This is a genomic window from Kitasatospora sp. NPDC023118, from assembly GCF_055560875.1.
Map to the genome: position 1 here is coordinate 59,955 of NZ_JBVHHW010000010.1, position 19,047 is coordinate 79,001.

16 protein-coding genes and 1 tRNA gene are annotated in these 19,047 nt (G+C 71.8%); 3 read left to right on the top strand and 14 right to left on the bottom strand.

Going from position 1 to position 19,047, the window contains the following annotated elements; translation table 11 throughout:
• Nucleotides 1-2 precede the first annotated feature (2 nt).
• From ACZ3UD_RS15060 to ACZ3UD_RS15115, 12 genes are all read right to left on the bottom strand, one after another.
• Nucleotides 3-683, bottom strand: coding sequence for a 5'-methylthioadenosine/S-adenosylhomocysteine nucleosidase family protein (locus ACZ3UD_RS15060; protein ID WP_465586478.1), 681 nt, complete (start codon nucleotides 681-683; stop codon nucleotides 3-5).
• Nucleotides 680-2,761 (bottom strand): squalene--hopene cyclase, encoded by a 2,082-nt coding sequence (gene shc, locus ACZ3UD_RS15065; RefSeq protein WP_465586481.1) that lies wholly within the window; start codon nucleotides 2,759-2,761, stop codon nucleotides 680-682. The genes ACZ3UD_RS15060 and shc overlap by 4 nt, the downstream gene beginning before the upstream one ends.
• Nucleotides 2,762-2,768: 7 nt before the next feature.
• Entirely contained in the window at nucleotides 2,769-3,857 is a 1,089-nt protein-coding gene (locus ACZ3UD_RS15070; protein WP_465586484.1) for a polyprenyl synthetase family protein, read from the bottom strand.
• A gap of 173 nt (nucleotides 3,858-4,030) precedes the next feature.
• Complete coding sequence (hpnE, locus tag ACZ3UD_RS15075; RefSeq protein WP_465586486.1) at nucleotides 4,031-5,458, bottom strand: hydroxysqualene dehydroxylase HpnE; 1,428 nt, start codon at nucleotides 5,456-5,458, stop codon at nucleotides 4,031-4,033.
• Nucleotides 5,459-5,612: 154 nt separating this feature from the next.
• A complete protein-coding gene (gene hpnD, locus ACZ3UD_RS15080; RefSeq protein ID WP_465586980.1) occupies nucleotides 5,613-6,470 on the bottom strand; it encodes a presqualene diphosphate synthase HpnD in 858 nt (285 codons plus the stop codon).
• Nucleotides 6,471-6,511: 41 nt separating this feature from the next.
• On the bottom strand, nucleotides 6,512-7,459 hold the full coding sequence (gene hpnC, locus ACZ3UD_RS15085) for a squalene synthase HpnC (protein WP_465586488.1): 948 nt from the start codon (nucleotides 7,457-7,459) through the stop codon (nucleotides 6,512-6,514).
• Between the two features lie 304 nt (nucleotides 7,460-7,763).
• The gene (locus ACZ3UD_RS15090; protein WP_465586491.1) at nucleotides 7,764-8,573 is read right to left on the bottom strand and encodes an ABC transporter ATP-binding protein; all 810 of its coding nucleotides are present in this window, start codon (nucleotides 8,571-8,573) and stop codon (nucleotides 7,764-7,766) included.
• Nucleotides 8,566-9,507 (bottom strand): ABC transporter permease, encoded by a 942-nt coding sequence (locus tag ACZ3UD_RS15095; RefSeq protein ID WP_465586494.1) that lies wholly within the window; start codon nucleotides 9,505-9,507, stop codon nucleotides 8,566-8,568. Before ACZ3UD_RS15095 ends, ACZ3UD_RS15090 begins: the two co-directional genes overlap by 8 nt.
• A 142-nt stretch (nucleotides 9,508-9,649) precedes the next feature.
• The gene (locus ACZ3UD_RS15100) at nucleotides 9,650-10,549 is read right to left on the bottom strand and encodes a glycosyltransferase family 2 protein (RefSeq protein WP_465586497.1); all 900 of its coding nucleotides are present in this window, start codon (nucleotides 10,547-10,549) and stop codon (nucleotides 9,650-9,652) included.
• Nucleotides 10,550-10,622: 73 nt separating this feature from the next.
• Nucleotides 10,623-11,360 carry a CDP-alcohol phosphatidyltransferase family protein gene (locus ACZ3UD_RS15105; RefSeq protein ID WP_465586983.1) on the bottom strand — a complete coding sequence of 246 codons (738 nt, stop codon included), beginning with the start codon at nucleotides 11,358-11,360 and terminating at the stop codon, nucleotides 10,623-10,625.
• Nucleotides 11,361-11,448: 88 nt separating this feature from the next.
• On the bottom strand, nucleotides 11,449-12,510 hold the full coding sequence (locus ACZ3UD_RS15110) for an iron-containing alcohol dehydrogenase family protein (protein WP_465586500.1): 1,062 nt from the start codon (nucleotides 12,508-12,510) through the stop codon (nucleotides 11,449-11,451).
• Nucleotides 12,498-13,253 (bottom strand): phosphocholine cytidylyltransferase family protein, encoded by a 756-nt coding sequence (locus ACZ3UD_RS15115; protein ID WP_465586503.1) that lies wholly within the window; start codon nucleotides 13,251-13,253, stop codon nucleotides 12,498-12,500. The genes ACZ3UD_RS15110 and ACZ3UD_RS15115 overlap by 13 nt, the downstream gene beginning before the upstream one ends.
• Nucleotides 13,254-13,740: 487 nt before the next feature.
• Between ACZ3UD_RS15115 and idi the strand changes: the two genes are divergently transcribed.
• Nucleotides 13,741-14,394 carry an isopentenyl-diphosphate Delta-isomerase gene (gene idi, locus ACZ3UD_RS15120; RefSeq protein ID WP_465586507.1) on the top strand — a complete coding sequence of 218 codons (654 nt, stop codon included), beginning with the start codon at nucleotides 13,741-13,743 and terminating at the stop codon, nucleotides 14,392-14,394.
• A 37-nt stretch (nucleotides 14,395-14,431) separates the two neighbouring features.
• Here the strand turns inward: idi and ACZ3UD_RS15125 are convergent, their stop codons facing one another.
• The gene (locus tag ACZ3UD_RS15125) at nucleotides 14,432-14,836 is read right to left on the bottom strand and encodes an ATP-binding protein (RefSeq protein WP_465586986.1); all 405 of its coding nucleotides are present in this window, start codon (nucleotides 14,834-14,836) and stop codon (nucleotides 14,432-14,434) included.
• Nucleotides 14,837-15,549: 713 nt separating this feature from the next.
• On the opposite strand from ACZ3UD_RS15125, the gene ACZ3UD_RS15130 reads away from it, so the two are divergent.
• Both ACZ3UD_RS15130 and ACZ3UD_RS15135 read left to right on the top strand, forming a co-directional pair.
• Nucleotides 15,550-15,634: transfer RNA gene (locus tag ACZ3UD_RS15130), tRNA-Leu, on the top strand.
• Nucleotides 15,635-15,931: 297 nt separating this feature from the next.
• Nucleotides 15,932-17,587 (top strand): APC family permease, encoded by a 1,656-nt coding sequence (locus ACZ3UD_RS15135; protein ID WP_465586510.1) that lies wholly within the window; start codon nucleotides 15,932-15,934, stop codon nucleotides 17,585-17,587.
• A 234-nt stretch (nucleotides 17,588-17,821) separates the two neighbouring features.
• Here the strand turns inward: ACZ3UD_RS15135 and ACZ3UD_RS15140 are convergent, their stop codons facing one another.
• Nucleotides 17,822-18,811: a class I SAM-dependent methyltransferase gene (locus ACZ3UD_RS15140; protein ID WP_465586512.1), complete on the bottom strand. Its 990-nt coding sequence runs from the start codon at nucleotides 18,809-18,811 to the stop codon at nucleotides 17,822-17,824.
• Between the last annotated feature and the right edge of the window lie 236 nt (nucleotides 18,812-19,047).

The following is a 19,047-nucleotide window of genomic DNA, read 5'->3' on the forward strand; positions in this document are numbered from 1 at the left end:
GGCTAGCTCGCCTCCTGGGGGAGCGTCGAGGATGTGGGGTGGTTCAGGTCTGCGGAGCCGGTCCCGGGCTCCTGTCGGTACCAGTCGACCAGGGCGGGTACCGTCGCCCGCAGGGTCCGCCAGGCGCGCACCCCGGCCGGCAGGGTGCCGGGCCGCAGCAGCTCGTGCTCGGGGGTGTCCACCACCACCCGCAGGACGGCGACGGGCAGCGCCGGGCGCACCTCCCGCAGCGCGGACAGGACGGCGGCGGCCTCCATGTCGACGGCGAGCGCGCCCTGCAAGTGCAGCGCTCGCCGCTCGATGCCGCGCACCACGTGGTCGGCAGTGTGGTGCACCCCGGTGTGCACGGTCAGCCCGTGCTCCTTGAGCGCCCGGGCCAGCTCCGGCCCGGAGTCGACCGGGTACAGGTGGCCCTCGGCATCGCGCACGCCGTCGGCGGCCACCACCTCGCCCGACGCCACGCCCGGGCCGACGGCGGCGCCGAATCCGGCGACCACGACGGCGCCGTAGCCGCCCGGGGCGGAGCTGAGCACCCGTCGGACGGCCAGCCCGGCGCGCCGCCGGCCGACCCCGGTGCGCACCAGCACCGGGGGGCCGCCGGCGGCGCCGCGCCAGTCACCGCCGCGCAGGGCCCAGACCTCGGGGCCCAGTGCGCAGAGCACCAGCAGGGGGGCGGTGGTCACCGCGCCGCCCCGATCGCCGGGGTACCGCTCGGCTTCGCCATGCCGGGAGCGCCGTTGAAGTAGCGGCCGAGCGCGGTGACCGGGAAGACCAGCCGGTACAGGTGGTAGTTGATGGAGAAGTCCCACGGAAACCCGGTGCCGGTGAACTGCGGTTCGTCCCAGGTGCCCTCGGGCAGCTGGGTGCGCACCAGCCAGTCCACGCCGCGCTCCACCGACGGGTTGGCCCGGCCGTCCGGGCCCTCACCGGCCGCGAGCAGCGCCATCAGCGCCCACGCGGTCTGCGAGGCGGTGGAGTCGCCCCGCCCGGCCCAGCGCTCCGGGTCGTCGTAGGAACGCATGTCCTCGCCCCAGCCGCCGTCGGCGTTCTGCCGGTCCTCCAGCCAGCGCACCGCCCGGCGGATCGCCGGGTGCTCGTCCGGGACGCCGGCCGCGACCAGGGCGGGCAGCACCGAGCCGGTGCCATAGATGTAGTTGGTGCCCCAGCGGCCGAACCAGGAGCCGTCCGCCTCCTGGTTGCGCAGCAGCCACTCGATGCCGCGCCGAGTCCGCGGGTCCCGGGCCCGGCCGGTCTCGGCGAGCATCTCCACCACGTGGGCGGTGACGTCGGCGGACGGCGGGTCGACCACCTCGCCGAAGTCGCAGAACGGCAGCTTGTTGGGCAGCAGGCTGGTGTTGTCGACGTCGAAGGCGCCCCAGGCGCCGTTCTTGGACTGCATGCCGAGGTTCCAGAGCACGCCCCGGTCCACCGCCGCGTCGACCTTGGCCTGGTCGGGGTGGGCGACCCGGCGCAGCGCGAGCACCACCTCGGCGGTGTCGTCGATGTCGGGGTAGGTGTCGTTCTCGAACTCGAAGGCCCAGCCGCCGGCCGGCAGCCCGGGCCGCTGGACGGACCAGTCGCCGCGCTTGCTGATCTCCTCGCCGAGCATCCAGTCGACGGCGGAGACCAGCGCCGGGTGATCGGCCGGCACCCCGGCGTCGACCAGCGCGATGGTGGCCAGGCAGGTGTCCCAGACCGGGGACTGGCAGGCCTCCATCCAGCGCATGCCGTCCTCGGTGTGCACGGTGAAGCGGTCGAAGGAGGAGAGCCCGGCCTTCATCACCGGGTGCTCCAGCTCGTAGCCCTCCAGGTGCAGGGCGATCAGCGAGTAGACGGCCGGGGGCTGGATGCCGCCCCAGCAGCCGTCCGCCTCCTGCCGCTCGACGATCCAGCGGCAGGCCTGGGAGACGGCGAGCCGGCGCAGCGGCCGGAAGGCCCGGCGGTGGTAGGCGTGCAGCGCCTTGTCGAGGCGCTCGAACAGACCGTCCCAGCTGGTGGCGGGGGCGAGCGGCCGCTCGGGGTAGGGGTGGTCCGGGTCGGTGTGCAGTTCGGTGAGCTGGAAGGGGGCCGGACGGACCGGGCGGTGGGCCGAGACGACGGTCAACGGGACGATGGTCTGGCGGGCCCAGCAGCCGAAGGCGTAGATGTTCAGCGGCAGCCACTTGGGCAGGAAGATGATCTCCGGCGGCATCTCCGGCAGCCGTTCCCAGGGCCACCAGCCGAAGAGCGCGAGCCAGATCCGGGTGAACACCCGGGCGGCCGCGATGCCCCCGGCGGAGCGGACGTAGCGCGCGGCGGCCAGCATGTGCGGGGCGTTCGGGTCGTCGCCGGCGAGCTTGAGGGCGACGTACGCCTCGACGGTGGTGGACAGCTCGGGCGGCCCGCCGTGGAAGGTGGCCCAGGTGCCGTCCTCCCGCTGCTGGGAGCGGATCCACTCGGCGGTGGCCCGGGTCTGCTCCTCGGTCCTGATGCCCAGGAACTGGCGGAGCAGTAAGTCCTCCGCGTCCATGGTGACGTTGGTCTCCAGGTCGCCCTTCCACCAGCCCTCGGCGGACTGCAGCGAGAGCAGGTGGGTGGTCGCGCGCGCTAGGGCCTCGCGCGCGTCGGCGGGCCGGAGTTCCGCCTCACCGGCCGGCCGGAGCTGGTCGGTGTCCTCGGGCTGCCACCGCCCCGCACCCAGCAGGGTCGGGGGGCGGTCGCCCACCGCGACCGGCTCGGAATCGTACTCAGGGTCGAGCCGGCCGTCCGCGGTTGCTGTCAACGTAACGTCACCTCTCTCGTACCACCACGAATTCGGCGAGTGCGACGAAGTGCTCGCGCACCGCGTCGGACATGGGCACCTCGTCCAGGGCGGCGAGGGCAGTCGTGTGCTGGCGGCGGGCCTCCTCCTGGGTCCAGGCCCGGCCGCCGGCCTCCTCGATCAGCGCGGCCCGGGCGGCGAGCTCGGGCTCGCTCTCCAGGCCCCGGCCCTTCGGGTCCGCCAGCTCCTCGGCCAGCCGGCGCGAGGCCCGGCCGCCCTCGGCCAGTGCGGCGGCGACCGGCAGGGACTTCTTGCGCTGGCGCAGGTCGCCCCAGTGCGGCTTGCCGGTGACCTCGGTGGCGCCCCAGATGCCGAGCAGGTCGTCCACCGCCTGGAAGGCCAGGCCCAGGTGGTGGCCGTAGCGCTGGAGCGCGTCGGACACCTTGTCGTCGGCCCCGGCCAGCACCGCGCCGATCGCCGAGGCGGCGGCCAGCAGCGCCGCCGTCTTGCCGCCCTCCATCTCCAGGCACTCGGCGACGGTGACGCTGTCGCGCTGCTCGAAGGCGACGTCCATGGCCTGGCCGTCGATCAGCCGGCGGGTCGCGGTGGTGAGCAGCCGGACGGCACGCGTGGCGTCGGCGGAGCTCGTGCCTCCGGTCGCCGCGGCGTCGAGCAGCACCTCCGTGCCGAGCGTGGCCAGGGCGTCGCCGACCAGGATCGCCTGGGCCGGTCCGAAGACCGTCCAGGCGGTGGCCCGGTGCCGCCGGGTCTCGTCACCGTCCATCAGATCATCATGAAGGAGGGAGAAGTTGTGCACCAGTTCAACGGCGACCCCACCGGGCACACCCACCTCGGGCGCCGCACCGGTGGCCTGGGCGGAGAGCAGCGCCAGCGCCGGACGCACCGCCTTGCCGCCGTCCCCCTCCACCGGGACGCCGTCCCGGTCGATCCAGCCGAAGTGGTAGGCCGCGACGGTGTCCATCGGTGCGGCCAAACGGGCGACGGCAGCCCGGAGCGGCGGGGTACAGAGCGTTCGGCTGCGGGCGAGCAGCTCCGGCACCGAGACCGGTTCGGCGTGCGCCGTGCCTCCGACGGCGAAGCCGGTGCGTGACTCCACGTGCGTTCCCTCTCCCTCGTGGTGCCGGACCGCACGGGGCGGCCGGGTGCTGTCGGTGCGGCTGGTGTCGATGGTGGTACCGAAGCGAACGGTGTCGGTGCGGCCGATCGGGCCGATGCGGCCGACAGTACGCCCGTCGGCTCTGGCGGGCTCTCCGGCCGAGGGGCCCGCCGTCACCTGGGCCACCTCCCGTCGCCCCGGTCCACCGGCACCCGGACGCCGGCCGCGGCGAGCGCGGCGTCGGCGGCGGCGTGGCCGCTGCGCACGGCACCCTCCATGGTCGCGGGCCAGCCGGTGGCCGTCCACGAACCGGCCAGCAGCAGGCCGGGGACGGCCGTCGCGGCCGACGGGCGCAGCGCGGCGGTGCCCGGGGCGCCGTCGAAGGTGGCGGTGCGCTCCCGGGTGACGAAGAAGTCCAGCACCTCGGCCCCGGCGGCGGCCGGCAGCAGCCGGGCCAGCTCGGGCAGGTAGCGGCGGCGCAGTTCGGCCACCGGCAGGTCGATCTCGTCCTGGACGGCGGACTGCGAGAGCGCCAGGTACTGGGCGCCCGGGTGGGCTCGGCCGATCGAGGTGCCGGCCAGGCCGGAGTGGGAGGTGCGGTCGAAGACCCACTGGACCGGGGAGTCGAGCGCGGCGAAGAAGGGCCGGCGCAGCACCTTGCGGTCGTAGACCACGTGCACGTTGAGGATCGGCGCGGTACCGAAGTCGGCCAGCCGCTGGGTCACGGCGCCCGGGGGCAGCAGGGCGGCCGCGCTGTCCTGGGCGCCGGCCAGCACGACGGTGTCGGCGGCGAGCAGTTCCCCGCCGTCCAGCCGGACGGCGTGCTGGGGCGCGGCCGGCTTGAGTTCCGCGACCCGGGCGCGCAGCAGCACCTTCACGCCGGCGCGTTCCAGTTCGGCGAGCGCCAGGTCGTGGTGGATCGCGCCGAGCGGGACGGCGGCGATGCCGATGTCGGCGGCGCCCGGGTCGGAGAGCAGACCGGTCTTGAACACCTTGGCGGCGAGCGCCAGCGACACCTGGTCGGCCCGGGCGTTCAGGGTGGCGACGCCGACCAGGTCCCACAGCGCGGCCGTGGTGGCGGTGTTCTGCCCGTTGCGGCGCAGCCAGTCACCGAAGGAGAGCCGGTCCAGCGCCGGGTCGTCGAGGTCCAGGCCCTTGAGGGCGAGCGCGCCGCGGACCACCCGGGCTCGGTCGGCCGGCGACAGGTGCGGGTAGCGGGCGAGGCTGCCGGCCAAGTGCAGCGGGACGGGCAGGCCGGCCCGGCGCAGTCGGCCGAGGGTGCGCACCGGGGCGGTGTCGGGGCCGGTGGCGGAGAGCACCGGGACGTCCAGGCGGTCCTGCAGGTGGGTCATCCGGGTGGCGCCGAGGCGCTCCAGCAGGCCGCGGTAGGCGGTGCAGCAGCGCAGGTAGACGTGCTGGCCGTTGTCGACGGTCAGCTCGCCGCGCTGGAAGGAGAAGGCCAGCCCGCCGAGCCGGGGCCGCCCCTCCGCGAGGGTGACCTCGTGGCCGGCCTCGGCCAGCCGCAGTGCGGCGGTGATCCCGGCCAGGCCGCCACCGACCACGACGGCGGCCGGGCGCGCGGCATCGGCTCGCCCGGTCATCGGACCTCCCCCTCGAAGTCGCTGGACCGCGCGGCGGCGGTCGCTGTGGCCGGCACGCTGGCGGTCGGCGCTGCCGTGGTCCACACGGTCGTGGTCAGCACGGCTTTACCCGGTGATTCCCCGCTGACACAGCGTGACAGAACTGTGGCGAGAATCAAGAACGCCCCCCGGCGAGCCCGGAAAGCGCCACGTACGCTTTCTCCCAGCCCGGCAGCGAGACCCGGCCGCGCAGCACCGACTCCGGGTCGGCGGCGATCCGGCCGAGCAGCCGGTGGTAGATCCCCGCCATCGCGGCGGTGCAGGCGCGACTGCGGCGGTCGAGCATCGGCAGCAGCCGCAGGCCCTCCTCGAAGGCGGCCTGGGCGCGGGCGGCCTCGAAGGCCACCAGGCCGGTGAAGTCGGCGCCGACCGGCGGCTTGGGCAGCGCGAAGCCCTGCTCGCAGCCGAACCGGACCAGGTCCTCGCCGGGCAGGTAGGTGCGGCCGTTCAGGGCGTCCTCGCGCAGGTCGCGCAGGATGTTGGTGAGCTGCAGGGCCAGCCCCAGGGTGTCCGCGTACCGCGCCCCGCGCTCGGGGTCGTCGCAGCCGTACACGCCCAGCGAGAGCCGGCCGATCGCGCCGGCCACGCAGCGGCAGTAGACCTTCAGCTCCTCGTAGGTCTGGTACTCGGCGCCCTTGAGGTCCATCTCGACGCCGTCGATCAGTTCGTCGAATCCGCCGAGCGGGATCGGGAAGCGCCGGGCCGCGTCGGCCAGGGCCACCTTGATCGGGTCGGTGTCGTCCTCGGCGACCACCCCGGTGCGGACCTCGTCCACCAGTTCCCGGGTGCGCAGCAGCGCCTCGGCCTTGCGGTCGTCCGGGAGGTCGCCGTCGCCGATGTCGTCCACCCGGCGGGCCAGGGCGTACAGGGCCGACATGGCCAGCCGCTTGGGCTCGGGCAACAGCCGGATGCCGTAGCTGAAGTTGCGCGCCTGCATGCCGGTGACTGCCTCGCAGTACCGGTACGCCGCCATGACCTGGGCCGACGCCAGTGGTGATGCCGCCACTCGGGCGTTCACCTTCCCTTCGCGAAAATGGCCGCCGCCTTCGCTGCGAGGCGGCGCTTGTCCGGCTTCGCCTGCTGGGCGAGTACGTCGTACCCGGCGTCCTCGACGGCCGCCAGGGCCGCGTAGCCGCCGGCGGTGAATCCCGCCAGGAGCAGTCGAAGCCTCCCCCGAACCGTACCTACCAATGGTGCGCCGCGGTCGAGCAGGGTGCGGGCCCGTTCGGCCTCGAAGGCGATCAGCTCCCGCACCGCTCCGCTCGCGCTGGGGGCGGCGAGATCGGCCTCGGTGACGCCGAAGCGCTCCAGGTCCTCGGTGGGGAGGTAGATCCGGCCGCGGGAGAGGTCCTCGGCGACGTCCTGCAGGTGCTCGACCACCTGGAGGCCGCTGCAGATGGCGTCCGACAGCGCGAGCCGCTCGGGGGTGGAGGCGCCCGCGATGGCCAGCACCAGGCGGCCCACCGGGTCGGCGGAGAGGGTGCAGTAGCCGATCAGGTCGTCGTAGGTGGCGTAGCGGGCGGTGGTCTGGTCCACCCGGTTGGCCTCGATCAGACGGCGGAACGGCTCGGGGGTCAGGGCGCGCCGGTCGACCAGCGGGACCAGCGCCTGCATCAGCGGGTGGCGGGGCCGGTCGGCGCCGCCGGGGCGCAGGGCGGTCTCGAAGACCCGGTCGAGGTCGTGCTCCAGTCCGTCGAGCAGGGCGAGCCGGAAGGCGACCTCCGCCGGGCTCGGCGGACCGGGCTGATCCGAACGGGTGACGGGGGGCCGCTGCTCGATCCCGAGCAGGGTGGCGGTGGCGGCCGGGTCGGCCAGGTCCCCGTCGCCGGCGTCGTCGACCAGCCGGGCAAAGCCGTAGACCCTCATCAGGTCGTCCCGCCAGGCCGCGGGCACGAAGAACGGGGCGACCGGGAAGTTCTCCGCACCCGCCTTCTCCAGGGTCTGTCCCTCGGAGGGGTTCACCGGCGTATCTCTGGGCTGGGCCGAAGCCGACACTGCAGTCACTCCCCCGTTCTACACCGCTGGGTATCACCGGTCCGACTCGGACACGCGTCCGAGCGCGGGCGTCACGCACGACACAGCACCCCCGCGCCTACAGCCTGACACCACGGGCCGCGCCCGAGAAGAGCGCCCCGCCCGCGCACGGGGGCGCTCACCCCCGCGGCGGCGGGCCACCCGAGGTACCGGTGGCCGCATGCCGAAGGGCCGGCTCCGGAGCATTCCGGGGCCGACCCTTTCACAGCCGGAGGTTCTGCCCGACCGCGGGTTACGGGCGCTCGCCGCGCTCGTAGCGGCCGACGACCTCCTCGGTCGGGCCGTCCATGACCAGCTCGCCGGCCTCGATCCAGATGGTCCGCTCGCAGACCTCGCGGATCGAGTTGTTGTCGTGGCTGACCAGGAAGACCGTACCGGCGGACCCGCGCAGCTCGTCGATGCGCTTCTTGCTGCGCTGCTGGAAGGCCTGGTCACCGGTGGCCAGTGCCTCGTCGATCAGCAGCACGTCGTGGGTCTTGGCGGCGGCGATCGAGAAGCGCAGCCGGGCGCCCATGCCGGAGGAGTAGGTGCGCATCGGCAGGGAGATGAAGTCGCCCTTGTCGTTGATCCCGGAGAAGTCGACGATGTCCTGGTAGCGCGCCCGCACGTCGGCCGGGGACATCCCCATCGCCAGGCAGCCCAGGACGACGTTGCGCTCACCGGTGAGCTCGTTCATCAGGGCCGCGTTGACGCCCAGCAGCGAGGGCTGGCCGTTGGTGTAGATGCCGCCCTTCTCGGTCGGCAGCAGGCCCGCGATGGCGGCCAGCATGGTCGACTTGCCGGAGCCGTTGGAGCCGATCAGGCCGACCGCCTCGCCCTTGTACGCGGTGAAGCTGATGCCCTTGACCGCGTGCACCTCGCGCACGCCGGCGGCGCGCTTGCGGCTGACGATGCGGCTCAGCGCCGACGTGGCGCTGCCCTTGCCGGAGCCGGCCCCGTGCACCCGGTAGACGATGTGCACGTCGTCGACGACGACGGTGGGCTCGCGGGCGACCTTCGTGTCCGCCACGGTGTCGCGCTTGCTCAGATCGGTGTCAGCCACGGCCGTACTCCTCCTCGGCCTTCCAGAAGAAGACGTATCCGATGACGAACATCCCGACCGCCCAGGCGATGCCGTACGTCCACTGGTGCGGCGGCAGCGACTGGTGCACGGGCTGGTGCTTGTTGTAGATGATCGGCGCGAACGCGTGCCGGAGCAGGTCCATGTAGACCGAGGCCGGGTTGATGTTGCAGATCACCTGGATGTAGTGCGGCCAGCTGTGGACCCGGTCCTGGATGCTGAACATCACGCCGGACAGGAACATCCAGGCCCGCATCACGAACGGGATCAGCTGGGAGATGTCACTGGTCTTGGCGCCGATCCGGGCGAAGATCAGCGAGACGCCGGTGTTGAACATCGTCTGCAGCAGCAGCGCCGGGATGATCAGCAGCCAGGTCTTGCCCGGGGCGATGCCGGCCCCCAGCACGGTGATGACCAGCACCACCATCGAGATCAGCAGCTGCTGGAGCTGGATCACGGTGAAGGCGATCGGCAGGCTGGCGCGCGGGAAGTGCAGCGCGCGGATCAGGCCGAGGTTGTCGGAGATCGCCCGGGTGCCAGACTGCACCGCGTTCTGGGTGAACTGGAAGACGAAGACGCCGATGCAGAGCCAGGCGATGTAGGTGCCTTCGGGGAAGCCGTCCTTGCTCTTCAGGATCACGCCGAAGACCAGGTAGAAGACACCGCAGTTGAGCAGCGGGGTCACGACCTGCCACAGCTGGCCCAGCTTGGCGTCCGTGTACTGGGCCACCAGGCGGGCGGTGGCGAAGGCCCAGATGAAGTGGCGCCGGGCCCAGAGCTGCTTGGTGTAGGCGAACAGGCCGGGGCGGGCGCCGCTCACCGACAGACCGTACTTGTCCGCAAGCTGCTTGGGGGTCAGGCCCGCGTCCGCCCCCCTCGGGGCTGAGAGGCTGACGGGTTCACTCACTGTCGACACATTCGTCCTTCACGCGGGATCGGTCGGGGCGGCCGGTCGGCGGGGGTCCGCCGGCCTTGCGCCGATGGGGATCCACTGGGATCACGGGGGGATTCCGGCCGGTGTGTGGTCACCGGCCGTGGCGATCGATCACCTGATCCAATCAGATGATCGGAGGTCGTCCCATCCTGGTCAGTCGCCAGACGGTACGCCATCGCATGGGCTTGCGCGGACCGCAGGGTTCACGCAGGCCCGCCCGGAATCCGCCCAGCCAGGCCTTCAATCCCTCGGCGGAGGGGCGTCGGGCCAGGGTCAGCAGAAACCAGGTTCCCAGATAGAGAGGCACCAACGGGGCCGGAAGGTTCCGCCTCGCGAGCCAGACCCTGTTACGGGCCACGTTGTGGAAGTAGGCGGCGTGCCGGGCCGGCGAGGTCGCCGGGTGGTGCAGCACCACGTCCGCCCGGTAGTCGATGGCCCAGCCGGCGTCCAGCGCGCGCCACGCGAGGTCGGTCTCCTCGTGGGCGTAGAAGAACTCGGCGGGCAGCTGCCCGGCCTGCTCGAACACCTTGCAGCGCACGGCGCTCGCACCGCCCAGGAAGGTGGTCACCCGGGAGGAGCGCATCGGGTCGCTGGCGCGCAGCCGGGGGACGTGCCGACGCTGGGTGACGCCGGTGTCGGGGTCCTCGATCCGGAAGGACACGATGCCCAGCTCCGGGTCGGCGGTGAACGCCTCGCGCAGCAGCCGGGCCGAGTCGGTGCGCGGCAGCAGCCCGTCGTCGTCCAGGAAGAGGACGGCGTCCACGTCCCGGCCATCCGGCCCGAACAGCTCGATGCCGACGTTGCGACCGCCCGGGATGCCGAGGTTCTCCGGCAGCTCGACGGTGCGCACGCCCTCCGGCAGCGGGGGCAGCTCGACGCCCTGGCCGACCACGGCGAGCTCGACGGCCGGGCCCTCCTGGGCGTGGACGGACTCGATCAGGGCGTTGAGCTCGGCGGGCCGGTTGCCCATGGTGATGATGACGACACCGAGGCGGAAGCTCTCCGCGGTGATGGAAGTGGTCATGCGCCCGCCCCGCTCCACTCGGCGAGGGCGTGGGCCCACGCGCGGCCTTCGATCACGAACTCGCTCCGCCCGGTCATCGCAGCCTGCTCGACAGGACGATGCTCAGCAGGTGCAGCACGGTCTGCAGCATGGCGATGGCCGCCAGCACCACGACCGCGACCCGGGTGAAGACCAGCCCGCCGTGCACGGCGTCGGCGACCCCGGCCGCCAGGATGAACAGCGAGGCCTCGACCGCGCCGACCAGGCGGTGGAACTTCAGGAAGGAGGCCGCTCGGCGCGCCTTGGCCACCGAGGAGGAGCGCGGCACCGAGGCGCTGTCCTCGACGGCCGTCATGCCGCTGCGGGCCCGGGCTACGTCCACCAGGTCCGTCTCGGACTTGATCAGGATGGCGCCGAGCGCGGCCAGCGTGCCCAGGAACGCCCACTCCCAGTGGGAGCCGTGGCCCTCACGGTGCAGCAGGTCGGTGGCGCGCAGGCCGAGGCCGGTCAGCAGGGCCGCCTCGGACATGTAGTGGCCGACCCGGTCCAGGTAGACACCGGTGAGCGAGGTCTGCCGGCGCCAGCGGGCCACCTCGCCGTCCACGCAGTCCAGCAGCAGGTAGACCTGGATCAGCAGCGCGCCCAGGATCGCGCCGGCGATACCCGGGACGACCAGCGCGGCACCGGCCAGGATGCCGGTGAACATCATCAGGTACGTCAGGCCGTTGGGCGTGATCGCCGTCATGGTGGACAGCACGCGGGTGATCCGCAGCGAGATCTTCCGCATGTACAGGCGCCCGGCCCAGTGCTCGGCGCTGCGGCGCTGGAGCATGCCCTCCGGGTGGATCACCGCGCGCAGTTCCTCGATCGAGGGCCGGCGGGTCAGGTCCACCGGGGGCCGCGCGCCCGCGGTGGAGGGGTCAGCTGTTGACGGCTTGGACATAGTCGGCGTACGCGTCCCTGATTGCGGAAGGGGAGAGGTCGAGATGTTCCAGAATGGTGTAGCGGCCCGGGCGGGTGTTTGGAGCGTAGTGCACCGCCTCGGTGAACTCCGCATCGCTGAAACCCATTTGAGCGGCGGTCACCGGCAGTCCGTGGCGCGCCAGGCGCTCCACGATCAGACCGGTCAGCTCGCGCTCGCCCCGCAGGAAGCTGGCGAACGCGGCGCCGAGGCCCACCTGTTCGCCGTGCTGGGCGGAACGCTTGGGGTACAGCACGTCCAGGGCATGCGAGATCTCGTGGCAGGCGCCCGAGGAGGGCCGGGTGCTGCCCGCGATGTTCATCGCGATGCCGGACAGTACCAGGGCTTCCGCGAGGGCCGTCAGGAGGTCCTGGTCCTGAGTGCTTCCCGGGTGCCGCAGCAGGTTCTCGCCCGCCGAGCGGGCCATCGCCACGGCCAGTCCGTCCACCGGTTCACCGGTGACGGCGTGCGACAACTCCCAGTCCGCGCAGGCCGAGATGTTAGAGACGACGTCCCCGATGCCGGCCGCCACGAAGCGTCGCGGGGCCTGCCGGATCACGTCCAGGTCGACGATGATGCCGATCGGGCTGGGTACCCCGTAGGAGCCCCGGCCGGCGTCGTTGTCGAGGGTGGAGACCGGCGAGCAGATGCCGTCGTGCGCGAGGTTGGTGGCGACCGCGACCACCGGCAGGCCGACCCGGGCGGCGGCGTACTTGGCGGCGTCGATGATCTTGCCGCCACCGAGGCCGACGACCGCGTCGTAGTGCTTGCCGCGCATCTCCTCGGCGAAGCGGACCGCGCTGTCGAGGCTGCCGTCGTCCACGTTGTACCAGTCGGCGCCGGGCAGGGCCGACTCCAGGCGCTCGCGCATCGCGGCGCCGGAGCCGTTGCTGATCGCCACCGCGATCCGGCCCGAGGCCGACAGCCGCTGGTCCGCGAGGATGCCGCCGAGCGCGTCCAGCGCGCCCGGGCGGATCTCCGCGAACAGCGGCGACGGAACCAGTCGGGTCAGTACTGGCACGCGATCTCCCGGGCCTTCGCCAGGTCGTCGTGGTTGTCGACCTCGACCCAGGACACCTCGCCGATCGGCTGCACGTCGATTCGCAGGCCCCGGTCGACCATCTCCTGGTAGCCGTCCTCGTAGTACAGCTGCGGGTCGCGCTCGTAGGTGGCGCGCAGCGCGTCGGTCAGGTCGGCCGCCGCGGCGGGGTTGATCACGGTGACGCCGATGTACTCGCCGGTCGCCTCGTCCGGGTCCATCAGCTTGGTGATGCGGCGCATGCCGGCGGCCGGGTCGACGACGACCTTCATCTCCTCGTCGGCGAGCTTCTTCACCGTGTCGAGGGCGAGCAGGATGCCGGGGGCCCGGCCGTCCTCGACGAGGCGCTGGTTGCCCTCCAGCATGGTGCGCTGGACGGAGGCCGGGTGGACGGTGTCGCCGTTGGCCAGCAGCAGGCCCTCGGAGAACAGCTCGCGGGCGCACCAGAGCGAGTAGGCGTTGTTCCACTCCTCGGCCTTGTCGTTCTCGACCAGGTGGAGCCTGACCCCGTACTTGCTCTCCAGGGCGTCCTTGCGGTCGTACACCGCCTCCTTGCGGTAGCCGACGACGATCGCCGCGTCACGCAGTCCGACCTCGGCGAAGTTACCCAGGGTGAGGTCCAGGACGGTCCGCTCCCCGTCGACCGGCACCAGTGCCTTGGGCAGGGTGTCGGTGTACGGGCGCAGCCGGCGGCCGGCGCCGGCTGCCAGAACGAGGCCGATCATGCGGGGTCTCCTGATCCGTCGTGCGTCGTGCTGCGCGCGCGGGATGTGCCAACGGGTCGGCGGCGCTCGGGTGCGCCGGGCCGGTGTTCGACCCAGCCGGGCGGTGGCGCGCCGGTACCGGCACAGATCCGGGCAGCGTGTCGTATGTGATGGTAGGCGACCGGGGCGATCCACCCGAACGCGCCCGGTGGCGGTGTGGTGACGGCAGGGTGACCGAGCCGTGATCGAACGGCCTCCGAACGCGTTCCGAACGGTTCTGCGAATGAAATGACCCTTCCGGGGGCGTCCTGGACCCTTCTTTGCCCGGATCGGGACACCCGCGGGTCATGATCCGCCCGGTTGTGCGTGGGACCCGTCCGGACCGCCACCCATACGGCAGACTGGAGCCCGACGCCGGCGCCGGTGCCCCCGCTGTGTCCGCTGCACTCCACCCGATGCACCCGACGCACCCGATGCTTCCGTTGCTCCCGCCCCCGAAAGAGGCCTCATGCCCCAGAGTCTGCCGACCGAACCCACACACTTCGACGCCGAGATCGACACCGGTCTCAACGTGGAGACAGACGTGCCGGTCGACCCACAGGGCCTGTCCGCCGCCGCCGCGGGTACCGAGATCCTGCTGGAACTGGTCGACGACGAGGGCGTCACGATCGGCACCGCCGAGAAGCTCTGGGCGCACCAGCAGCCGGGCCGGCTGCACCGGGCCTTCTCGGTGTTCCTCTTCGACCGCCAGGGCCGGCTGCTGCTGCAGCGCCGGGCCCTCGGCAAGTACCACTCCCCCGGCGTCTGGTCGAACACCTGCTGCGGGCACCCGTACCCGGACGAGCCGCCCTTCGTGGCCGCCGCCCGGCGCACCGCCGAGGAGCTGGGCGTCGCACCGGCGCTGCTCTGCGAGGCGGGGACGGTCCGCTACGACCTGCCGGACGAGGCCTCCGGGCTGATCGAGCGGGAGTGGAACCACCTGTTCGTGGGCCTGGTCACCGCTCCGGTCGAACCCAACCCGGACGAGGTGGACGACTTCGCCTTCGTGACCGCGCAGGAGCTGCGGGAGCTGCGGGCCGAGCGGCCGTTCTCGGTGTGGTTCGAGACGGTCTTCGAGGCGGCGCTGCCGGGGATCCGGGAGATCGCCGGGCGGGACTGGTAGGACCGTCGGTCCGGTCCGGTCCGGGCGGGCGGGCCGGTCAGTGCTCGGGCTCCGGGGGGACGGGCAGCGAAGCCCAGATGACCTTGCCGCCCTCCCCCGTGCGTTCGACGTCACACACCCCGCCGGCCTGCAGGGTCACGCTCTTCACCAGCAGCAGGCCACGCCCGCCGGTGCGGCCGGTGTCGCTCTCCAGGGCCTTCGGCCGGTACGGATCGCCGTCCTCCACGGACACCCGCACCCAGCCCCGGCGCACCGACAGCTCGGTCGTCACCTCGGGTGACAGCTCGGCCGCGTGCGTCACCGCGTTGCTGACCAGCTCGGAGACGATCAGCAGCAGGTCGTCCACCAGCTCCTGGTAGCGGACCCCGGCCATGCCCTGGGCCAGCAGGCAGTCCCGTACCGCGTGCCGGGTGCGCGGCACGGAGGCCTCGACGGCGGGCACCCGGAAGCGCCAGACGCCCTCGGTGGTGGGGCCGCCCGCGCCCTTCCGGTCGGGGTTCCCGTGGGGTTTCCGGAGGGGCTTCCCGTGGAGTTTCGGCTCGGGGCTCGCGGGTCGGCCTGGCTGGCCCCGTTGGTCGGGCTGCTCGGACTGCTCGGGTCGATGGGGCAGCCCGGGTTTCTCGGGCCGATAGGGCTGCTCGGGCTGCTCGGATTGGTCGGGCTGCTCGGGCTGCTCGGGCCGGTTCACCGCGCGGCCGGCGTCGGTGCGCGCGCCGTCCTGGCCGCCGCGTCTCGGTTCGGCCTCCGCCGTTCCGCTGATCTGCTCCACGTCCAGCCGCCCTTCGTCCGCGACCCGGGAATCAGGCGATCCGCTCATGGCGCCCTCGGTCCACAGAGGCTAGGAGAGCGGTCGTCGCGGCCGCGGCACCGTCGACAACTTGCCCGTGTCGGATCGGTTCCGACCCGTGGCGATCGCTCGCGATACCGAAACCGACCGTTTGCTTCGCGCTCGCCACCGCTTCGGCCAGGGTTCGAGCGCCCTGGCGAGCCGTCCCAGCCAGTCCGGCCAGGCCTCGCATCCCCATGGGCCGCGCGGCCGGACGGAGCTCCCGTCGCCGGACCGAGGAAACGCAGGTGAGAAGCACTCCAGAACCCTGGTAATGTTCTCTCTGCCGCCGAGGGGGCGAGAGAAAAAACCCCCGGAGCACACACCCCGTCCGGGTGGCGGAATGGCAGACGCGCTAGCTTGAGGTGCTAGTGCCCTTTATCGGGCGTGGGGGTTCAAGTCCCCCCTCGGACACAGCCGAATTCCCCGTGGGATCCGAAAGGAACCCGCGGGGAATTTCCTTTTTCCCGGTTCGACTTCCCCGACTCGGCCGTCGATCCACTGCGTCGGCAGTGTGGCGTCGATCTCTCCACGGGGACCGCCCTGTCCGGAAACCGGACACGAGATGGCAACGATCGGGCGGTTTGAGCTTCCTCTGAGGTATTCGCCCCATTTCGAACCATAGGCTTCAGGGGTTTGTCCGGAATACCGACTCAAAACCGTAAAAGCTCCGACACCACCCGATGAACCCCGAGCGAGAGGACCGATACGTTGAGTGAGCATGAATCCTCGACGGCATCACATCAGAACTACCGTCGATCGCTCGGCACGATCAGCCTGACCGCCGTCGGGCTGGGGTCGATCATCGGATCCGGCTGGTTGTTCGGCGCCGAGCGGGCGGCCAAGCTGGCCGGCCCCGCCTCGATCCTGGCCTGGGTGATCGGCGCCGCCGTGGCGCTGACCATCGCCCTCACCTACAGCGAGCTGGGCTCGATGTTCCCCAAGGCCGGCGGCATGGTCCGGTACGGCCAGTACTCGCACGGCTCGCTGGCCGGGTACCTGGCGGCCTGGGCCAACTGGATCGCCATCGTCTCGGTCATCCCGGGTGAGGCCACCGCCTCCGTGCAGTACATGAGCTCCTGGCACTTCGGCTGGGCCAAGGGCCTGTACGACGGCAAGGAGCTCACCGTCAGCGGTGTGGCGCTCGCCAGTGTGCTGCTGATCGTGTACTTCGTCCTCAACTGGTTCGCGATCACGCTGTTCGCCAAGACCAACACGGCGATCACCGTCTTCAAGGTCGTCGTGCCGACGGTGACCGCCGGTGCGCTGCTCTTCGCGCACTTCGACACCGCCCACTTCAGCAACCCCGGCGGCTTCGCGCCGAACGGCTGGAGCGCGGTCTTCACTGCCGTCGCGGTCTCCGGCATCGTCTGGGCCTTCAACGGCTTCCAGTCGCCGCTCAACCTCGCCGGTGAGGCCCGCAACCCGGGCAAGTCGCTGCCGAAGGCCGTCATCGGCTCGATCCTGATCGCCCTGGTCATCTACGTCGCGCTGCAGATCGCCTTCATCGGCGCCATCCCGAGCGGTGACCTGTCCAAGGGCTGGAGCAGCCTCGCGTACACCTCGCCGCTGGCCGACCTGGCGATCGCCTGGGGCATGAACTGGCTCGCGATCCTGCTGTACGCGGACGCCTTCATCTCTCCCTCCGGCACGGGCATGATCTACGCCGCCACCACCTCGCGCATGATCCACGGTGTGCAGGAGAACGGCCACCTGCCGAAGGTCTTCGGCAAGGTCGACGCCAAGACCGGCATCCCGCGGCCGGCGCTGCTGCTGAATCTCGTGGTCGCCTTCCTGTTCCTCGCTGTCTTCCGCGGCTGGGGCTCGCTGGCCGAGATCGTCTCGGTGGCCACCGTGATCTCGTACATCACCGGCCCGGTCGCCGTGATGGCGCTGCGCCGCCTCGCCCCGGACCTGAAGCGGCCGGTCCGGCTGCGGGCCATGCCGGTGATCGCGCCGATCGCGATGGTCTTCGGTTCGCTGGTCCTGTACTGGGCCCGCTGGCCGCTCACCGGCAAGGTCATCCTGCTGATGGCCGCCGGTCTGCCGATCTGGGCCTGGTACGAGCTGCGCAAGCCGTTCGTCGAGCTGAAGCCGCACCTGAAGGCGGGCGCCTGGATGGTGGCCTACCTGTTCGTGATGGCCGGGATCTCCTGGGCCGGCAGCACCGACTTCGGCGGTCAGGGCTACCTGCCCGAGGGCTGGGACCTGCTGATCGTGGCCGCGATCGGTCTGGCGTTCTACTACTGGGGCGTCGCCAGCGCCTGGAACAACCCCTCGCTGGACGAGGTGCGCCGGGAGCTGGCAGCCGAGGAGGCCGCGGCGTCGGCCGACGCTGCCGGGGCTGCGGAGCCTTCGCGGGTCTGAGTGCTCAACTGAAACCGAAGGGCCGGTCGGGTTTTCCGACCGGCCCTTCGGGGTTTGTACGGGGCAGGGGTGGGGCGGCGGGGTGCGGCTGACAAGGTTCAGATGACAGAGTCTGACATCTGTTATCTGAACTCTGTTATCTGAATTCTGATTGCCGTCATCCGTCACCTGTCAGCTGTCACCTGTCGACTGCTGTTCGCCGGCTGCCGCCTGACAGCTGTCAGCCGTTCGCGGTCAGCCCCGGCGGGCGCGGCGGATGGCGGAGGTGACGACCGGCGGGAGCAGGTCCCGGGCGGCGCGCTTGGCGACGTTGGCCGGGCGGCGCGCCTCGGCGGCGCGGGCGCGGCGGGCGGCGAGGTCGAGCGCGGCCTCGTCCTGAGAGATCCGGATCGCCTGACGGCCCTCCTCCGCCCAGCGCGTGGCGGCCGCGGAGGCCAGTCGCTTCTGGTGGCGCGAGGGACGGAACGGCCGGATGCCCTCGGAACCGCCGGTCATCCGCAGCAGCTGCTGCCTGTTCAGAGTCTCGGCGCTCAGGTGACAGCCCGCCGCGAGGTCCACCCGGTCGAGCAGCTCGCGCTGGAACGGCTCCGGGTCGCCCCAGGTGCCGTAGAACTTGCACTCGGTGAGCATGATCGGCTTGAGGCCGTGGTTGAACACCGCCTCCCAGGTCGCGGCGGCGACGCCGGGGGTGTGCTGGGCGCGGTAGTCGTCCAGCACCACGACGCCCTGTGGCTGGAGCGCGATCCGCGCCACCTGGAGGTCGCCCACCACGTGTTCGTAGAGGTGCGAGGCGTCTATGTGGATGAAGCGGAACGCCCCGGCCGGGATCCGCCCGCCCGCGAGCACGGAGGTCGGAGCCTGGATGATCTCCGGCAGCTCGTCGTGGAAGGACAGGTAGTTGGACTCGAAGGCCGAACGGGTCAGGGTCTTCCGGTAGGAGACGGCCATCTCCTCGGAGTTCTCGCCGTCGGGCGCGTCCGAGTCGAAGAGGTCACAGACGGTGAACGTCTCGCCTGGCTGGAGGTGCTCGCCGATCACGATGGCGCTGCGGCCCAGGTAGGCGCCCATCTCCAGCAGGTCGCCGGTGACGCCCTTCTTCTCCTGCCGCCCCAAGAACCAGTCGAAGGAGTGCCGGTCGTGATCCCAGAACCACCCCGGAACGTCGTCCAACACGGCCGGCTCGACGGGCTGCTGCGACTCGCCCTTCAATGCTGTGTCGGTCACGGGATGCTCCTTAGCGGTACGGATGACCTGCGGATTCTGAGCCTCGCCTCGGCGCGGTGGCGGCCCTCCCGGCCACGGGGACGCGCCGGATCGCCGGCCGTGCGCGAGTCGACCCTCCACCGACAGTAGGCCCCACCACGGAGTTCGCTGCAATCTACAGCGGCTCTCCGGGCGCTGAGGAGACCTTGACCGCATCAATTGCCGAACCTGTCGCATCGCGGCCGGAGACGATCGCG

Coding starts and splice junctions, on each gene's coding strand:
- hpnE (WP_465586486.1), bottom strand. CDS start 5,458: ATGACCGGGCGAGCCGATGCCGCGCGCCCGGCCGCCGTCGTGGTCGGT.
- hpnD (WP_465586980.1), bottom strand. CDS start 6,470: ATGGCGGCGTACCGGTACTGCGAGGCAGTCACCGGCATGCAGGCGCGC.
- ACZ3UD_RS15100 (WP_465586497.1), bottom strand. CDS start 10,549: ATGACCACTTCCATCACCGCGGAGAGCTTCCGCCTCGGTGTCGTCATC.
- ACZ3UD_RS15105 (WP_465586983.1), bottom strand. CDS start 11,360: ATGCTCCAGCGCCGCAGCGCCGAGCACTGGGCCGGGCGCCTGTACATG.
- ACZ3UD_RS15115 (WP_465586503.1), bottom strand. CDS start 13,253: ATGATCGGCCTCGTTCTGGCAGCCGGCGCCGGCCGCCGGCTGCGCCCG.
- idi (WP_465586507.1), top strand. CDS start 13,741: ATGCCCCAGAGTCTGCCGACCGAACCCACACACTTCGACGCCGAGATC.